Source organism: Enterococcus sp. AZ088, from assembly GCF_051714845.1.
Lineage (GTDB): Bacteria > Bacillota > Bacilli > Lactobacillales > Enterococcaceae > Enterococcus > Enterococcus faecalis.
Genome location: NZ_JBIOSQ010000001.1, coordinates 1,863,771 through 1,881,760 on the forward strand (window position 1 = coordinate 1,863,771; position 17,990 = coordinate 1,881,760).

The 17,990-nt window shown below is 36.3% G+C and carries 13 protein-coding genes; 2 read left to right on the forward strand and 11 right to left on the reverse strand.

The features are described from left to right. Positions 1 to 146 precede the first annotated feature (146 nt). Positions 147 to 962: a MerR family transcriptional regulator gene (locus IGL17_RS09055; RefSeq protein WP_002383586.1), complete on the reverse strand. Its 816-nt coding sequence runs from the start codon at positions 960 to 962 to the stop codon at positions 147 to 149. Positions 963 to 1,028: 66 nt separating this feature from the next. Here IGL17_RS09055 and IGL17_RS09060 point away from each other — a divergent pair, with 66 nt between their 5' ends. Further along, positions 1,029 to 2,756, forward strand: a complete 1,728-nt coding sequence (locus IGL17_RS09060; RefSeq protein WP_002359874.1) for an ABC transporter ATP-binding protein — start codon at positions 1,029 to 1,031, stop codon at positions 2,754 to 2,756. 52 nt (positions 2,757 to 2,808) lie between these two features. Beyond that, the gene (locus IGL17_RS09065; RefSeq protein WP_016618171.1) at positions 2,809 to 4,587 is read left to right on the forward strand and encodes an ABC transporter ATP-binding protein; all 1,779 of its coding nucleotides are present in this window, start codon (positions 2,809 to 2,811) and stop codon (positions 4,585 to 4,587) included. Between the two features lie 53 nt (positions 4,588 to 4,640). On the opposite strand, the gene trpS is transcribed toward IGL17_RS09065, so the two are convergent. The 10 genes from trpS to IGL17_RS09115 all read right to left on the reverse strand — a co-directional run bounded on the left by trpS (position 4,641) and on the right by IGL17_RS09115 (position 17,944). Further along, positions 4,641 to 5,645, reverse strand: a complete 1,005-nt coding sequence (trpS, locus tag IGL17_RS09070) for a tryptophan--tRNA ligase (protein ID WP_002356846.1) — start codon at positions 5,643 to 5,645, stop codon at positions 4,641 to 4,643. A gap of 161 nt (positions 5,646 to 5,806) precedes the next feature. Further along, positions 5,807 to 9,586, reverse strand: coding sequence for an Ig-like domain-containing protein (locus IGL17_RS09075; RefSeq protein ID WP_016618170.1), 3,780 nt, complete (start codon positions 9,584 to 9,586; stop codon positions 5,807 to 5,809). A gap of 10 nt (positions 9,587 to 9,596) precedes the next feature. After that, on the reverse strand, positions 9,597 to 10,565 hold the full coding sequence (locus IGL17_RS09080) for a hypothetical protein (protein ID WP_010775982.1): 969 nt from the start codon (positions 10,563 to 10,565) through the stop codon (positions 9,597 to 9,599). Between the two features lie 100 nt (positions 10,566 to 10,665). Beyond that, positions 10,666 to 11,337: a hypothetical protein gene (locus IGL17_RS09085; protein WP_002389950.1), complete on the reverse strand. Its 672-nt coding sequence runs from the start codon at positions 11,335 to 11,337 to the stop codon at positions 10,666 to 10,668. 12 nt (positions 11,338 to 11,349) lie between these two features. Then, positions 11,350 to 12,267, reverse strand: coding sequence for a carbohydrate ABC transporter permease (locus IGL17_RS09090; protein WP_002383582.1), 918 nt, complete (start codon positions 12,265 to 12,267; stop codon positions 11,350 to 11,352). Then, positions 12,240 to 13,142, reverse strand: a complete 903-nt coding sequence (locus IGL17_RS09095) for a carbohydrate ABC transporter permease (RefSeq protein ID WP_002356840.1) — start codon at positions 13,140 to 13,142, stop codon at positions 12,240 to 12,242. The genes IGL17_RS09090 and IGL17_RS09095 overlap by 28 nt, the downstream gene beginning before the upstream one ends. A gap of 150 nt (positions 13,143 to 13,292) precedes the next feature. Next, the gene (locus IGL17_RS09100) at positions 13,293 to 14,570 is read right to left on the reverse strand and encodes an ABC transporter substrate-binding protein (protein WP_016618169.1); all 1,278 of its coding nucleotides are present in this window, start codon (positions 14,568 to 14,570) and stop codon (positions 13,293 to 13,295) included. 49 nt (positions 14,571 to 14,619) lie between these two features. Next, positions 14,620 to 15,762, reverse strand: coding sequence for a glycoside hydrolase family 88 protein (locus IGL17_RS09105; RefSeq protein ID WP_002362143.1), 1,143 nt, complete (start codon positions 15,760 to 15,762; stop codon positions 14,620 to 14,622). 15 nt (positions 15,763 to 15,777) lie between these two features. Then, positions 15,778 to 17,577: a DUF2264 domain-containing protein gene (locus IGL17_RS09110; protein WP_002398050.1), complete on the reverse strand. Its 1,800-nt coding sequence runs from the start codon at positions 17,575 to 17,577 to the stop codon at positions 15,778 to 15,780. Beyond that, positions 17,558 to 17,944: a hypothetical protein gene (locus IGL17_RS09115; protein ID WP_002356835.1), complete on the reverse strand. Its 387-nt coding sequence runs from the start codon at positions 17,942 to 17,944 to the stop codon at positions 17,558 to 17,560. The genes IGL17_RS09110 and IGL17_RS09115 overlap by 20 nt, the downstream gene beginning before the upstream one ends. Positions 17,945 to 17,990: the final 46 nt, after the last annotated feature.

Below are 17,990 nucleotides of genomic sequence, written 5' to 3' on the forward strand. Positions count from 1 at the left end.
ATTTTTTTATTGTTTTTCCTTTAATAACATTCGTTCTAAATTGTTTTAAAAACTAAAACTTTTTTCATGTAATTTTCATTACATTTACCAAAAAAAGAAACTAGCTTAGCTACATTTGCTATTGCTAGTTCCTTTTTTTAATTGTTTTACTTTTCCCCTAAAATTTCAATCCAACCATAATAATATTCAATATATTGATTTTCCTCTTCTAGTTGTGTCAAGATATGCTCTCCGACAACGATGCCTGTTTCAAATCCTTGTTTTGCTAAACGCTTTTTTACTTCTTCGATATTATTCAAACGGGTATCTTGTGTATTGACTTTTAAAATAAAGCCTTTGTATTGGCTACTTGATTCTTTGAGCCAAATCACTTTGTCTAAACTTTTTTTATTCACATGATTTGCCAAACAAATCCCATACGTCAGTTCATTGGATTCACTTAAATCCCCGTAAATACCTAAAGTTGAAATGTGTTCCATGTAAACTTTCATCTCTTCTGGATCCTCAATATCAACAACAACAATTTTATCAAAAGGAATTGGTTCATCTGAAAAAACCAATGTTTCTAAATCAATTAACGCATGTAAATGTAATTTTCTTTTCTTGATTTCTTTGTATTTATGTTGAAGCCTTTTTATTTCTTGCCCCAGTTGTTCTTCTGTTGCTTCCATGGTGGCATAGAGATCGGTAGGTGTCTTTTTATATAAATTCAACATATCTTTGATAGGAATCCCCATTTTTCGATAAAAATCAATATCATATATTTTGAACAAATCTTCTAAATCAAAGGTTCGATATCCGTTTTCTTCATTGCGTGTTGTACTAATCAATCCTTGCTCGTCCCAATAACGAATCGTGGACTTAGGGATATTTAACAACTCAGAAACATCTTTTATTGTGTAATTTTTTTCCATACTGTTCCCTCCATCAAAAAGTTTAGCATTTCTACTGTTGACATTCAAGTTACTTGAACGTGTACAATGACTCTTTGTAACAGCTAAAACGGTATTGTTTAAGGAGGAAATTTCATGAAATTAATGAAAGAGTTTATTAAAGAAAATAAATGGATTGTTCTTGCGACAACTTTAACCATCTGTTTGCAAATCGCAGGAACCCTTGGCGTCCCTAAATTAGTTGGCAAGTTGATTGATGTGGGCATCGTTAGCGGTGACCAACAAGTAATTAAAACGATTGGCATACAAATGTTTCTTGTGGCATTCATTGGAACAATTGCCGCAATTATTTCTAGCTATTTGTCTGCTTTAGTAGCTGCTAAGTTTGGTTTTCAAGTTAGAGGATTGTTCTTTAAAAAATTTCAACAATTCTCGATGAAAAATGTTGATAAATTTGGTTCAAATTCTTTGCTAACTAGAATGACCAACGATGTAGACAATGTTCAAACAATGATTGTGCTGTTTTGCCAATTAATCTTTCCAGCGCCTATTATTAGTTTATTTGCCTTAGTGATGACATTTTCTTATTCAGTTTCACTCGCTTGGGTAACATTGGCTTCCATCGTATTTTACTTAGTCGTTGTTTATTTTTTAATGAAAAAAGGTACCCCTTTATCTTTAAAAATTCAACCAAAAATGGATCGAATTACTACGACTTTACGAGAGTTCTTTACTGGAATTAATATGATTCGTGCGTTCAATAATCAAGACTTTGAAGAGCAGCGAACCAATCAAACATTTAAAAATTATGCTGAACGCATGAGTAAAGTGAATCAAATCTTTGCTTGGATTACTCCCGTTGCCTTTTTATTAATGGGCGTTGTGTACGCCTCTATTTTGTGGTTTGGCGGTAATTTAGTTGCAGTAGGCACCCTACAAATTGGCACCGTTACAGCTGTGATTGAATATACGCTTCTAACTTTGGCCTACTTAATGATTGCGGCTATGGTATTAGTTGTCATTCCACGGTCCGTTGCTTCCTTGAATCGCTTGCAAGAAGTTTTGTCAGAAGAAATTGAAATTAGCGATCCTCATACTGAAGCAACCATTGCTTATCATCCTGAGAAAGCCTTGATTTGCTTCGATCACGTCACGTTTCAATACACAGAAACAGCTGATCCTGTTTTAGAAAATGTTAGTTTTGTCATCCCTAAAGGAAAAACAACGGCGATTGTTGGGGCAACTGGCGCTGGTAAAAGTACTTTAGTTAAGTTACTTTTACGAATAAATGAGGTCACAGCCGGCACGATTAGCTATTCTGGCACAGATATCCGCTCATTATCTCAGCAAACGATTCGCCAAGTCATCAGTTATGTGCCACAAAAAGCCTTTCTTTTCAGTGGGACAATCTTATCAAACTTATTAATGGGAAATGCCAAAGCAACTACAGAAGAAATAAGAACGGCACTAGAAATTTCACAATCTTCTGAATTTATCGATTCCTTACCACAAGGGATTGAAAGTTTCGTAGCACAAGGCGGGTCCAACTATTCTGGTGGTCAAAAACAAAGAATGTGTATTGCACGAGCCTTAATCAAACCGGCAGACGTTTATATTTTCGATGATAGCTTTTCCGCATTAGATTACAAAACTGACGCCGCTCTACGTGCCGCTTTACATGCACAAATGTCGGACAAAACTTTACTCATTGTTGCTCAACGGTTAAGTACAATCATGAACGCTGACAATATTATCGTCCTAGATGAAGGAAGGATTGTTGGTCAAGGCACCCACGCTGATTTACTTACCACTAATAGCTATTACCAAGACTTTGCTAAATCGCAAGGTATCTTACCCAAGTAACTAAAGAAAGGATGTGACTGCTTGAAAGAAAGTTTTCTTTTCAAGCCATACAATGAAAAAAACAATGAATCTTCAAAGCTTTAAACGTTTCTGGAAAATGATTAAACCTGAGCATCCAATCTTTTATGGTCTAATGATCTGCAGTTTAATTGGAAACTTATTAATTGTTGCCATGACCTATATTATGGCAATCGGGATTGATAACCTCTTAGAAGCTATCAAGCGTGTCGGGCTCAAAGGCATGACACTTCCTTTAGTTGAAGAAGCACTCTTAGGTCCCGTCTTACTTTTAATTCTCTTTTCAATCATTAGTAGTATCACTTCTTTTATTCAGGAACGAGCAATGGCTTCTTTAAGCGAACGGGTTACTTTAAGAATTAGAAAAGAAGTGACAAAAAAGTTTAAAACTTTACCAATGGCCTTCTTTGACAATCACCAAGTGGGCGATATCATTAGTCGTTCAACAACTGGCTTAAACCAATTGTCACAAGTTCTTTTAACAGGCATCAACCAATTTTTCACTTCCGTCGTGACTATCCTTTTTGCAGGAATCATGTTGTTCTATATTGATGCAAAATTAACCATTTTAGTGTTGCTCCTAATTGGCGGCAGTACTTTCATGACGACAAAAATCGCGAATAAAAACAAGGTGTTTGCTGATCAAAGTCAAGCTGAATTAGGTCAATTAAATAATAAGATGGAAGAATATTTAGCAGGAAATTTGGTCACAAAAACCTTTAATCAACAGCAAAATGCTGAAAAAACAATTGCTGCTGTTAATCAACAACATTATCGTGCCTTTAAAAAAGCACAGTTTCTAAATTTTGCGATTTATCCAGCTATTCGTTTTATCAATCAGTTGGCTTTTATTATTAGTGCTATCTTAGGCGCAATGCTCGTTTTATCTGGTGGTATTACGATTGGTTTCTTGCAAGCATATTTGCAATATATCAACCAAATTTCTGAGCCGATTTCTACCGCTTCTTATGTCATTAACTCAATTCAAGCAGCGATGGCTTCCATTGATCGGATTTTTGTTATCTTAGATGAAGCTGATGAACAGCCAGAAGCAACTCATTTAGAAACTATTTCTTCTCCTAAAGGAGCCATTGAATTTAAAAATGTTCAATTTGGCTACACACCAGAAAAAATTTTAATGAAAAATGTTGATTTTTCTGTTCAACCGAAAAAAACAGTGGCCATTGTGGGACCCACCGGCGCTGGTAAAACAACATTAGTTAACTTATTAATGCGTTTCTATGAAATAAATCAAGGCGCCATTACTTTTGATGGGATTGATATTACGGAACTTTCTCGACAAAATCTAAGAAATTTATTTGGCATGGTTTTACAAAACACTTGGCTATTTGAAGGAACCGTAGCAGATAATATTGCCTATGGAAAAAAAGATGCTTCTCGTGAAGAAATAATTGAAGCAGCTAAAATTGCTCAATGTGATCATTTTATTCGGACCCTTCCTCAAGGATATGACACAATTATTTCTAGCGAAAATGGTGCATTATCACAAGGGCAACAACAGTTATTAACCATCGCCCGAATCATTTTAGCAAATCCGCCCGTTGTTATTCTCGATGAAGCAACTTCGAGTGTGGACACACGAACAGAAGCCCATATTCAAAAAGCGATGGAAACTGTCACAGAAAATCGAACAAGCTTCGTTATCGCTCATCGATTATCTACGATTGAAAATGCTGATTTAATTTTAGTGATGAAAAATGGCGATATTATTGAAAAAGGAACGCATCAGGAACTATTACAAGCTCCGACTCTTTACGCCAGCTTATATAATAGTCAATTTCAAACCACTTAAAAAGAACTGGAACAAGTCATTCTTCTTTTGACTTGTTCCAGTTCTTTTATTGCTTAGAAATATTGAATTCCCATCGCTTTTTTGACTTCTGTTAAGGTTTGTGCTGCCACTTTTTCAGCAGCAAGACTTCCTTTATGCAACATTTCCATAATCGCTTCTGGATTTTTAGCCAGCTCTTCACGACGTCGACGAATCGGTGCGAGTTCTTCTTCTAGGACATCAATTAAGTAACGTTTAATTTTCACATCTCCTAAACCGCCATGACGATAGTGCTCTTTTAATTCTTCAATATATTCTTTCTCTTTCCCAAAGACATCCAAGTAAGTAAAGACCATATTTCCTTCAACTTGTCCTGGGTCCTCTATACGAATATGATTTGGATCGGTATACATACTCATTACTTTTTTCTGTACCACTTCAGCTGGATCTGAAAGATAAATACCATTGCCTAAAGACTTACTCATTTTTCCGTTGCCATCAATTCCTGGCAAGCGTCCCATGCCTTTTGGTGGTAACACAGCTTCCGGTCTAACTAAAACTTCACCGTACGTCTGATTAAAACTATGCACAATTTCTTGCGCTTGTTCCAACATTGGTTTTTGGTCTTCCCCAACTGGGACTAAGTTCGCTTGAAAGGCAGTAATATCAGCAGCTTGTGAAACGGGATAAATAAAGAATCCTGTCGGAACACCTTCCCCAAATTTTTTTTGTTCAATTTCTGCTTTGACCGTTGGATTCCGACGTACACGTGACGTGGTCACTAAATTTAGATAGTACATTGTTAATTCAGCTAACTGTGGAATTTGCGATTGGATAAAAATTGTTGTTTTCGTAGGGTCTAAACCAACTGCTAAATAGTCCAAAGCAACTTCTAAAACATTGGCTGAAACTTTTTCGGGATTTTTTGCATTATCTGTCAATGCTTGTAAATCTGCAATCATGACAAATAATTGATTTGTAGGGTCTGCTTGCATTTCTACTCGTTTTTTTAAGGAACCTACGTAATGTCCTAGGTGCAATTTACCAGTTGGACGATCACCTGTTAAGATAGTATTCATTGTCTACACACCTTTATCGTTTACTTTCATTTATTATTTTACCTTGTTTTAAAAAGAATGAATAGTAGGCAATAGAATATTTATTGATTCTAGATAATCGAAGAGACTAGAAAGATTGCAAGCTACAGCAATTCTTGTTCCAGTCTCTTCAAACAGTTTATTTATTTTGTGACTTTAATTGAAAATTGTGCAGTCACTACCGGTAAAACTTTGCTTGTTACTTTGATTTGATAATTTCCTGCAGCAGTCGTTGCTTCTGTCCTAATCAGACCGTTCTCATCTACACTTACTGTATTGCCAGAATCTGGTGTAACCAACTCATACGTGACTTGCGAGCTCCAAGCATCCGTTTCTGTGTGCGGCGCTTGACCAATCACTTTAGATTGAATTTGATAATTTTCGCCTGATTTTATAGTGGCTGTTTCTGTAGCAAATTGAACTCTTTCAGGAATCGCATGAGTTTGCACGACTTGGAAGATTTTTCGTTCATCAGGATTCGCAATTCCTATTTTTTCTTCTACTGCAGCAGGGAACTGGTAAGTACCTGGCGGGCTACTTGGCGAATAATTACTAACATCGTCATCCCAAGAAATAACCTTCAATTTCGTTTCGCTACCATCATCTAATTTTGCAATTACTTCAGTTGGCAAATTCAGTTCGCCTCGCGAGGTGCCTGTTAGTCGATCCAGCGTAGGCAATTCCTTGAATCCAACAATATGTTTAGCGGTGACTTTTACATTGGCAATAATTGGCATTGAGACACCTGCTGCTCGTCCTACAACAGTGAATGTTCCTTCTTTTTGATAAGAAGATGCTGGAACTTCTGACCAATTGACAGTCACTTCTCGTTGTGAACCATCCGAATAAAAAATAGTTGTTTTTTCTGGTAGTTTAGGGGCTTGACCCGCTTCTGTCGCAACCTCAATCGACTCATGTTTGACTTCGAAAACATTCGATAAAACAATTTTAGGAGCTAAACTATCCTCTGTTAGCTGTTGACCAGTTGGCAAGGTCAATTTGCCTGCTAAAAAGTCTTGATAGGCCTTTTGTGCGCCTTCTTTTGAAAAAGCATCAAACCCAGCATTATCAGAATCATAACCAGGCAAACGACTGTCTGTAATCGCTAATAAGAAACTTAACTTGGCTGGAATTTTCTCACCACTTTGAATTAGCTTTCGTAGATAGTTACTAATATCAATAGAGATTGTATTTTGATTATTCATAATTGAACTATTTGTAAAAGATTGTCGAGCAATAAATTCTTCATTTGGTACATTTAAATTATTTGGACCATTGTTCCAAGTAATGGTGTTACTCATCCAATTAGTATCTGTTCCATAAACATCTACTTGGAACTGCGTATTTTTCAAACGTTCATCATTTGTATTGCCAGCACCATTCCACGCATCATAACGCATCACATTTAGTTCTAAATTGGCACTTTTTAGTGATTGATAGTTCTTCAATTCTTGTGTATCAATTTCAACGTAAATCCGGCGATTATACCCTGCAGAACTAGCATTTTTTAATTTTAATGCGTAATTGCCCGTATAGTTTACTCCATAAGGATATTTATAGGCGTCTCCTGAACTAATGGCAGCGGTACCGCCTGCTATAGCAGAGTATGCTCGGTTACCATCACTCTTTTGAACATAGGCAGTTTGAGCTGTTTTTAGTTTAACGGTGTCTTTTCCTTCACCAAGTTCACCCTCAAAAGAGACCTTGGCTGTTACTTTGACAGCATCTATCGGTAAGCCGATAACTGTTGCTGCAACTTCAACTGTACCTGCTGTATTAATTTTTTCTTGAGGGATTGCTTCCCATTGTAACTTAAATTCTTTTTTGCCTGTCGCAACCACTTCCTCATTAACGACTTCTTCGTATGTTAGTTCAACTTGCTCTGGCAAATTAGGATACACACCTGTTGCCGAACTAATTTCTAACACTTGATTTTGATAACGAATATTTTTTTCAATTGTGGATGCTTGTTGCGCACCAATATCTAAAACTTTATTTTTCAAGCTATTTCCAAAGAAGTCTTCGGCCGCACTGTTCACTTCCGACAAGCCTTTACCAATCGCTGGCGAGGTTTCTTTTAATTGGAACATTTGTGCTCGCTGACGTAAGCGTTCTTTGGAAGTAAATTCAACCACATTATCTTTTGTTGGTTTCATTGTCGTAAATTCTTGCTCTGCCAACTCTTTCACTTTTTCAGGGTTATCTGTGATTTCTAATTGTGGTTTTTCAAAAATGTTTCCACTTGATACTAATTTTGCAACAGTTGCACCACTTTTTTCTGTAGCAATTTCTTTTGGCCAAATAACATTATTTTTGAAATATTTTTCTGGATTATCGACCATTTTACGTTCAATTGGTTGTGTCCCATTTGTTGGATAATTAGATAAGAATTTTAATTGTCCGGTACCTTCTTTGTATAAAATATTATTGTAAAAATTGGCTACTGTACCACTGTTGTCAGAACTATTTCCTTCACCAAATAATGATGTTGAAATGCCATCGCCAACATAAATCGTATTATTGTGGATAGTTGGCATTGCCGCTCCATCATTTTTTACCCAATAATGGAAAATGCTTTGTTCTTTATAATTGTAGCCACCAGCTCCGCCTGGATTATCTTTACCTGTTCCTCGGTTACCACCGCCGTCATTAGCTGAGATATTGTAACGAATAACCGAATTTTTTTGATCAGACATAAGCAATAAAAAGCCGCCAGTATTATGATGTGAATAGTTATATTGATAAATAACATTGTTTGACTGCATGTCCACATCATAAGCTTCAGCATCGTTAAATCCATATTTGATTCCGTATACTTCGTTATATTGGAACAGTCCGTCATCTACAGACATTGCCCAAACGCCCGCGTAATTTTGTGTACCATAATCGGCATTGCACATTCGGACAGCAACATTTCCTTCGACGACACCGCCACTTTTGGCTTCTGACAAGACAATTCCGTCGCCAGCAATATCTTCTAAATAGTTATTACGAATCGTAATATTAGAAAACGTTTTGTAGAAAGTGTTGCCTCTTGAGGTATCTGAATCAGCTTTTGTTCGAATTCCTTCAAGTCCCACTCGTTGAATCACATTATTTTCAATCAAAATATCATTAAATCCAGTCGTTGTTCGATGATCATTGGCTGCCGTTACTACATTGCCATTCTCATCAAACCAACTTCCTAAAACAATAATTCCACCTACCGCTTTTAATCGTTTGGTTGCAGTATTCCCACTTAGATTCAAATAATATTCTGTTTGAACGTCATGAACATAGTTATTCCGTATCGTGACACTATTGAACGTTCGATTTTGTTCATATCCTAGGACTAATATCCCCGCTCTTTGAGCATCTCCTGGTTTCTTATAGCCTTCGAGATTATCTAGCTCTGGTGTATTTGTCACTTCTAAGTTTGAAATATCCCAATATTCTTGGTTCACTAACTGCACGGCCCCTGAGATTGCACGTTTGAAAGTCCCTGTGCTGTAGGTGCCACCACCGTTAATAATCGGACGCCGTGTTGTTTCAAAAATGGTTTCTCCTTTGTCATTCGTATCATAAAAATCAATGACAATCTTTTGTGCCGCTGTCCCATTCCCTTTTGGATGCAACAATTGGTTGTTCCAGGTACTTTGCGCATTCAACAGAAGATGGTCGCCTGGCTGAAACTCCGTCTGATTCACTTTTTCAAAATCACGCCAAGCACTGGCTGGAGACTGCCCATCATTGGCATTATTTCCTCCTTCCCCATCCACATAGTAGGTCGTTCCATTTTGAGCGACACCTACTGAACGAAAAAGTAACGGTTGATCACTCACCGTTTCCCCATAAGCAGGAAGACTAAATAATTGAAGCTGGGAAAAAACAAGCAAAATAGAAAGGAAAATGGTTACACTTTTAAAATACGCTTTTTTTCTCATTTTCTGCTCCTTAACTGTTTTTATTTTGATAATTTTGAAAAAACTTTTCTCTGTCTTTCTCCAACAAGTCTACTTTGGTTGCTTGTTGATACGTAGCTAATTTCTCTTTGTAGCATGTGTTGATATAGGCATTTTTGCCAAATTGTGGTGCTTCTTCAAACTGTAAAAGTTGCCCTCCTTCCTTATTAAAAATATAAAAGTATTGGTTTTCGTGGTATCCTTTCACCACGGTACCAACAGCTTTTTCACTAAGAATCTCCCCAACAGACAACGAATAAATATCCTCTTTTTGGATTTCTGCACTCTTCAATTGATACGATGCAATAACAAGATTAGGTAATTTATTTTGCCATTCCAATAACGTCTCCTCATAAGATAGATTCGGAGAGATTGCTTCGGCTATTTTTTCTAATTCTGCTTGCTTACCTGAAAAATTTGGAATTTCAATTGCTTCAATAAAGTAATCGGTCTTTTTATATTTATCATCCAATTGCTCAAAGGCCTGCCGCAATTCTTTTTGCGTTGGCTTTTCTTTCTCCATTAATTTCTCTTTTATTTGGTCCTGTAATTGTTGATCTTTTGCATCTAAAAATTGCCAGAGCGTTAAACTGCTCTTTTGGTCTTGCCATTCTTTTTTTTCTTGCCCAAATGTTTGTGAGTGGGCTATTTCTAACTCCGTCGCCAGCTGTTTAATCATTTTATGTTGTACTAAATCCTTCGTTGCAACCTTCAGTAGTTCCTGAGTGGGTGATTTTCCGTTATACGTTTTGCGCCAGAAATTTTTCCCAAACGAAGTTAAATTATTCTGATCAGAGAATTGCTTCGCTACACGATTCATATTTTTATCGCCATAAACAATTAATTCTTCGACTTGGATTGCTTCGTTATTAATCATACTTTGCTGGCTGGTAGTAAAAATAACGAGCACAAAAATAGCACCTATCAAAAAGCTACTTAAAATAATTATTTTTTTCTTCATTCGTTCGCTCCCTCCACTTTAATAAACAAGGCAAGAACAAAATAAGCAACCCCACCTTCATTCATTTTCCTGAAAATCGAGATTACTTATTAGGTAAAAATTATTTATTCTTTTTTTGCTTTTCATGCAATTTCCCAGTATTTAAATAAATAATCCCTAGGAACAGGACAGGGGTTACAACAAACCCAAACTGTGGCTTCAAAAACATCATTGCAAACATTGAGAATAGTAAAAAAACATTTAGACAGCTGACATACCATTTCCGCAGTCCATAGTAAATTGAAATCCGAAACACATCTTTAAAAGAAGCTTGCGGGTTTCGTACTTGAAAATACCAAGCATTCAGCATAATAGCTAACCCAAAAATTAGCAGAAGGACCATCAATGGAATAAACCATTTACCAATCGTTGTTTTGGCAAAAAAGAATATATCTGTCACACTGATGATGCTACTTCCTAAGCCTAGCAAGCTGATAAGAAAGCCTCTTAACCCAAACTGACGAAACTTTTGGAAAAAAGTTTTAAATGGATCCAGCTCCTTTTCTTCTTTAAAAGTATCGATTAAACCTAAAAGTGCAATCATCCCTGCCCCCATCGGCAACAACGTTACTACAAAAAGTGGGAGGTTTCGTGGATCAATGTCTAAGCTAATCACCGCTATGAAAAAAGGAATGTTCACTAAGAGAAGCCCTAGATTACCGATAAATAAAATGTAAAGCCAGCGAAAAATTTTCATATAGATATTATTATCAAAGGTTTGCTTAGTAAACATTCAAACTTCCTCCTAATTCTTCATTCCAGATGTAGCAATACCTTCAACAAAGTATTTTTGCATTGCTAAAAAGACAATCCCTACTGGTAAAATAGAAACCACTGATGCGGCCATGATTAAGGCATATTCAGCATCAAATAAACCGACGAACATTTTCAAACCTAACTGAATCGTTTTATTCTCAGTAGAAGATAAATAAATGAAAGGTCCCATATAGTCATTCCATGTATTCACAAAAGTAATAATCGTGAGACTGGCTAAAGCTGGTTTGGTTAATGGTAAAATAATTTTCCAATAAATTCCCCACTCACTTAACCCATCAATCCGCGCGCTTTCACATAGTGAATCTGGAATACTGCTGTAATATTGTTTCAGTAAAAAGACCCCAAATGCATTAAATGCTTGTAATAAAACAAGTGACCATAACGTGTCAGTCAAACCTAATTGACGCATCATAATAAATTGTGGAATCATATACGATTGCCAAGGAATAGCAATTGTTGCGATGTACGTAATAAAAAGTGTATCTCTTCCTCTAAAATTCATTTTTGAAAAGCCATATGCTGCAAAACTTGAAGTAAATAGTTGAATAATCGTAATCACAATACTTAAAAATAACGTATTTTTAAAGAAAGTTAACAATGGAATGCGTTCCCAAATAACGGAATAGTTTTCTGGATGCCAACTTTTAGGAATCCATTGAATTGGAATGGTGAAAACTTCATTGTTTGTTTTAAATGATGCTGAAACCATCCAAATGAAAGGCACCAAGGTAATTAACGCAAGTAAAGTTAAGAGAATGATTACAAGGATCCCACCAGGTGTGACTTTTTCTGCTTTTTTCGTTTTTGCTTTTCGAGTATTTTCTTTTTTTGAAAAAGTTGCTTCCATCTTTTCTCCTCCTAAACTTTCTCTTGATGTTGATTCCATTTAAATTGAGCCACAGTAATCGCTAGAACGATGATGAATAAGACCATCGCAATGGCTGATGCATAACCAAAATTAAATTTGACAAAGGCTTCATTGTAAATTTCGTAAACTAACACATTCGTTGCACGTCCTGGTCCACCACCAGTCATAACTTGAACTAAGTCAAACACTTTGAAACAGTTAATTACAAGCATGATAGTCACGAAAAAGGTCGTTGGTCGTAGTGAAGGTAAGGTAACATTTAAAAATTGATTCCATTTACCCGCGCCATCCATTGACGCTGCTTCATATAATTCTCTTGGCACACTTTGTAAACCAGCTAAATACAAAATCATATAATACCCCATAAAGCGCCACACACTAACGATGATAATTGCTGGTAAAGCCCAAGTAGAACTAGATGTCCAGCCAGGAGGATTTTCAATAAATAATTTCAAAAATTGATTAATTGGTCCCATTGTTGGATGAAATAGCATATTCCAAACGACCGCAATCGCAACTAATGACGTTACATAAGGAAAGAAAAAAGCCGTTCTAAAAAATTTCATCCCTCTAATTTTACGATTCAACAAAATCGCTAGTCCTAATGAGCAAATCAATGTTAACGGAACAACACCAATCGTATAGATAAACGTTTGTTTTAACGAAATCCAAAACGTATCATCATGAATCATTTTGGTGAAATTTTTCATTCCGACAAATTCAGGAGTTGAAAAAGAATCCCAACTCATAAAAGCTAAAATCAGTGAACAGATAACCGGGATTAAAGTGAAGAGGAAAAAGCCAATAAAGTTTGGTGCGATAAAAGATAACGCAGTCCACGTATTTTTTCGTCTCAATTTATTTGCTGTTTTTGTTTTTGAAGTAATTTCCATAATTGTATTCTGTTAAGTGAACTTAACAGGCCCTCCTTCCAAACTCAAGCTACATTCTTTATTTAAAAAAATAAGCTGAAATTCATTGTAGGTTACTCATTTCAGCTTATTTTTTTCATCAATCTTTTGTGTTTTTGCAGGAAATAATAGTTAGTCTATCTCTGCTTTGACACGTTTTTCCATGTTAGCAATACCATCTTTTGGTTTTTCGTCGCCGACCATAATTAAATCATGTTCTTCTTGTAATACTTTATCAATTGCGGCACCGTTTTTATCAGATGGGAATTCTAAATTAATTGTATCTGGGTTAAAGGCTTTTTGTGAGACTTCATCTGAAGGCATTCCTTTTCTTGCAAAGTAGATTTTATCAATTTCATCTGTTTTATAAGAAGGAACCACCCCTACTTCTGCTAAAAGTTTTGCACCTTCTTTACCTGAAGCAAAGTCTAAGAATTTTTGAGCAGCTTTTTGTTTTTTACTGTTTTTATTAATTGCAAAACTTGTCGGTGAGCCAAAGGTAGTTGCTTTGCCTTTTTCTTGTTGTGGTATTTCGGCAATCCCCCATTCGACATTTGTTTTGCCATCATCAATGTTGGTTAATAAAGTCCCCATGTACCAGCTACCCATGTACATCATCGCCGCTTTTGAATTTTCAAATTGTGATTGATACGTTACTTTTGTTGATTTTGCTGTTCCAAAATCCATTTGTGATTGATCTTTTTGCATTCTCAATGCGCGATCATAATAAGTTTCCATATAATTGTATTTTGGTTCAATCAAATTGGCATTGTTTTGAGCAGCAGCAATCGCTTGAACGGTTGAGCGCCAAGTATGTTGATAGGCACCATATACTTGTTCTTCTGGTTTAGATAATTTTTTCGCTAACGCTTCATATTCATCCCAAGTTAAGTTATCGGGATAGGCAATTCCGGCTTCATCAAACATTTTTTTATTGTAATACAATACCCAGAAATCTGTACGGTAAGGCTGAGCATAGGTTTTACCATCGATTTCATACATCTCGTAACTTGCTTTGGCAGGTTCGATATCTAAATCTTTAACGTGATCGGTTAAATCCACCAATTGATTGCGTAGCGCGTAATTAGAATATGAAAGTAAGTTTTTCATGGTTAAAATATCCGTCGTATCTCCTGATGAAAGCATCGTTGTTACTTTTGTGTCATAATCATCTGAAGCAATGTCCACCGGTTCAATAGTGATATCAGGATTTTCCGCTTCAAAAGCTCTGAATAATTTCTCAAATTCTGGGGTCGTGTCATAATTCCAAGTAGTTACTGTTAATTTTGTTTTGCCATCTTCACTCTTTTCAGTTGCTTTCTTTTCACTTGAACCACCACATGCTGTTAAAGTTACTGCCGCCACTGCTAACAACGCTGCCACTGTTAAGCCTTTTTTCCAAAATTTCATTTGTACTACCTCCGCTATTTATTATTTTTTAGGAGTTTTCCTCCATGAATTACCAAAAAGAATACCAGCTTTTCGCTAAACGAGTTAACGCTTCCAAATAAAAGTAGTCGCCCCAAATCATGCATTCATCGACTCCTGTATTTGTTTTTTTATCATAGACACCATGAAGCAATAGGCCGTTCGACTCTGGTCGTAAAACCGTTGTATACTTTTCCGCTAATGCTTGTAATAGTTCTAGCGCAACCTTTTCATAATAGCCATGTTTTTCATCATTTAATGGAAGCTGACGAGATAATTCTAGTAAGCCACATGCAGCAATTGCAGCAGATGAGCTATCACGTTCTTCTTCACTCCCTTCATTGAAAATTAAATCCCAGTAACAGATTTTGTCCTCTGGTAATTCTTGAATAAAGTAATCAGCAACATTTTTTGCTGTTTCCAGAAAACTACTATCTCCTGTATATAAATAACTTAACGTAAAGCCGTAAATTCCCCAGGCTTGGCCGCGAGCCCAACAAGAATCATCTGAGTATCCTTGCTGTGTCTTTCCGTACAAGGCTTCGCCTGTTTCCGTATCAAAATAATACGTATGGAACGTGGTGTGATTTTCTCGCACAATATATTTTTGTGTTTGTTTCGCATGATTGTAGGCAGCTTCATAATACTCTTGCTTGCCAGTCATTTTTGCTGCAAAGTATAATAATGGTAAGTTCATTAAACAATCAATAATCATTCTACCTCGTTGCTCTGGATCGTCTAAATTCCCCCAAGCTTGAATAATCTTGGCTTTTGGTGAATAACGTTTCATTAATAAGTCCGCAGCTTGCAAGGCCATTTCTTTTGAGGCCTCATGACCATTGACTTGATAATCGGCAATGGCTGTTAAAATATACAAAAAGCCTATATCATGTGTCTCCAGCTCAATTTGTTCATCTAAGCGATGTTGAAAAGAAGCCATCTGTGTGGCAATCACCTCATCGAACTCTGTTGAATTTGTTAATTCCTTTGCTAAAAATAACATTCCTGGCCAAAAGCTGGCCGTCCAGTCAATATTTTCTTCAGGATAATAAATTTGATTTAAACTTGCCGCGGGTGGAACTAATTCTTTAAATGTCTCTAAATTTCCTCGAACTTTGTTTAAAGCAAAACTGATTTGCTTCGGCAACCACTCAATCTGTCCATTTTCTGTCATTGTGTATTTCTCCCCCTAATTCCCCAAAATTACAACTTTTTCTTCAACTAAAAGCTGATTTTCTTTTAACCTAACTTTAACTGGCTCAATTTGTTCATTCGGTAGTACGCCTGTCACCAATGAAATTAAAAGATGTTTCCCTTTCGACAAGTTTGCTTTCAAATATGGCAACTCCGTTAACGGATAAAGTAAATTTGTATTCGGTTCTGTCCGAATAATCGCAGCTTCAGAAAAACCGTTGATATTTTCTACTTTTGACACACCTTTTGCATTTTTTACCTCAGCCATTTGATCAGAAACACAAGTGACCTTTTCATCGAAGAGCGGGATTGAGAAGCCACCTTCATAAGCCACTAATGCACGTTGTGTCTCAATTTCGTGGATCCGTAAATGCTGGCCTTCTAATGGTACAATTGTCGTTTTGATTGCTACATCGGACCAAGGATGCCATTGATGAATGATACGATCATCAAGAATTTCGCACTGATCATCTAATCCTTTCGTGCGGAAATAGTGGTCGTCTTCAGCTAAAGCCAAGCAATTATCATAAGCACCTTCGTAATACCAATAATCACTCTTTATAGTACTGAAACCAAAATGGGAAGAATAAACAAATTTACTATATTTATCATGCGCATGAGCTTGATAATTAATAAATTGTCCCGCTGGAAACATTAAACCATGTGTCCCTGCATCATTTACTTGATAGTAGTTCCGACTTTCTGGTGAAGGTAAGTGTTTTTCTGGAAAGCTAATAGGCTGTGTTTCTGCTTGCCAATAAGGATGATCTTTTGGAACCGCTAACAAAATAAATGTTTTAAAGGCCCAATAAGGTGAACCAGGACCATTATAGCCTTCAGCAAAGACCATATTTTGATAATCATAACCTACCGACAATAATCCATCTGTTGTAAAAATATCTTTGTTCATCCATTGATGAAGATGTCGGCTGATTAGACCTTTGATCTCACCCCACGGCAATGCTTCAACATCTGCAAAAACTAAGGCACTAAAAAATGACACTTGAGCAAAACGATACGTTAAGCTACGTCCAAAGGGAATCGCTTCTCCTGGCTGAGTAAACCAATATTTAAACTCTTGCGCGAACAAAGTTGCTCGTTCCTTCATAATAGCCACTCTTGCGGTATCTTCCGGGGCAAAACGACAATACAATAAACTATAATAATGAATAGCGAAAGAAACATAATAATCAACTTGTGTCTCGACTCCGTCATAATACCAACCATTACCGACATAAAAACGATCAATTACAGCCAAATCAACAGCGATCTGTTCTTTTGAATACGGCATTTCACAATGTTTCATCGCTAAATTCAGCAACACTCTAAAGAAATGCCAATTATTTGGCGGAATAATGTTTTCATTGGCTTGTATCAGCCAACTGTGTAAATTATTTTGCTGTTCTTTTGTTAGCTGGTCCCACGTTTTTTCTTTGTTTAACAAAAGAAATGTACTTAATGCTGCCATCTCAACAATCAATTGATCATAATCTTTTGTTTTTCCCCAATAAGATGAACTCTCAGGATCGGTGCCTTCGATAATTCCCGTTAGAAAGTCATTCAAATACTCACTTTCATTTTGCGTTACATAAGGACCTAGTCCCCATAATGGTCGTAAAAATGCCTCCGCATCACGTGTTCCTTTAGAATAAACTGTCCCGTGTGTCCCTAAATCCAGATGACCTTGATATTCTCGATCAAAAAACAATTCCAGTGGCGCTAATAAATCTTCAAATCCTTCTGCAACTTCTTCGTATGTTTCAAAAGGATTCTGTCTAATTCGTGGCTGAATCATGATTCTCCTCACTTTCAATTAATGTCCCTTTCAAAAAGCCGTAATATTCTCCGTAAACTGTCACTTCGTCACCAATTTTCAATTTTTTCTTTTGCTCATTAAAAACTTGATATTTACTAGAACCACTTTTCAAAATAAAACGATCACCTTTTTTTATTAAACTGGAACGACTGTCGCTCTCAACAATCTCCCCTTTCAAAGAAATATATTCATTTAAACGAACGTCACCATTTTGTAATTCTGTTTCTGAATAAGACTGTGCCGTTTCCTTTAGATTTTGAAGAGATTCTTCATCAAATTCTTTTTCACCGGATTTACAACCTGTTAAAGCAAGTAAAATTAGTAAAAAAAGTGAAAATCTTTTCACTAAACCACCTTCTCCATCGAATTAAAGCGCTTTCTTTGACTTTATA

What these genes read in the sequence shown, in the direction of transcription:
- IGL17_RS09095 (WP_002356840.1), bottom strand. Translation starts at nt 13,142, where the DNA reads ATGGAAATTACTTCAAAAACAAAAACAGCAAATAAATTGAGACGAAAA.
- IGL17_RS09065 (WP_016618171.1), top strand. Translation starts at nt 2,809, where the DNA reads ATGAAAAAAACAATGAATCTTCAAAGCTTTAAACGTTTCTGGAAAATG.
- IGL17_RS09105 (WP_002362143.1), bottom strand. Translation starts at nt 15,762, where the DNA reads ATGACAGAAAATGGACAGATTGAGTGGTTGCCGAAGCAAATCAGTTTT.
- IGL17_RS09085 (WP_002389950.1), bottom strand. Translation starts at nt 11,337, where the DNA reads ATGTTTACTAAGCAAACCTTTGATAATAATATCTATATGAAAATTTTT.
- trpS (WP_002356846.1), bottom strand. Translation starts at nt 5,645, where the DNA reads ATGAATACTATCTTAACAGGTGATCGTCCAACTGGTAAATTGCACCTA.
- IGL17_RS09060 (WP_002359874.1), top strand. Translation starts at nt 1,029, where the DNA reads ATGAAATTAATGAAAGAGTTTATTAAAGAAAATAAATGGATTGTTCTT.
- IGL17_RS09080 (WP_010775982.1), bottom strand. Translation starts at nt 10,565, where the DNA reads ATGAAGAAAAAAATAATTATTTTAAGTAGCTTTTTGATAGGTGCTATT.
- IGL17_RS09090 (WP_002383582.1), bottom strand. Translation starts at nt 12,267, where the DNA reads ATGGAATCAACATCAAGAGAAAGTTTAGGAGGAGAAAAGATGGAAGCA.
- IGL17_RS09075 (WP_016618170.1), bottom strand. Translation starts at nt 9,586, where the DNA reads ATGAGAAAAAAAGCGTATTTTAAAAGTGTAACCATTTTCCTTTCTATT.
- IGL17_RS09100 (WP_016618169.1), bottom strand. Translation starts at nt 14,570, where the DNA reads ATGAAATTTTGGAAAAAAGGCTTAACAGTGGCAGCGTTGTTAGCAGTG.
- IGL17_RS09110 (WP_002398050.1), bottom strand. Translation starts at nt 17,577, where the DNA reads ATGATTCAGCCACGAATTAGACAGAATCCTTTTGAAACATACGAAGAA.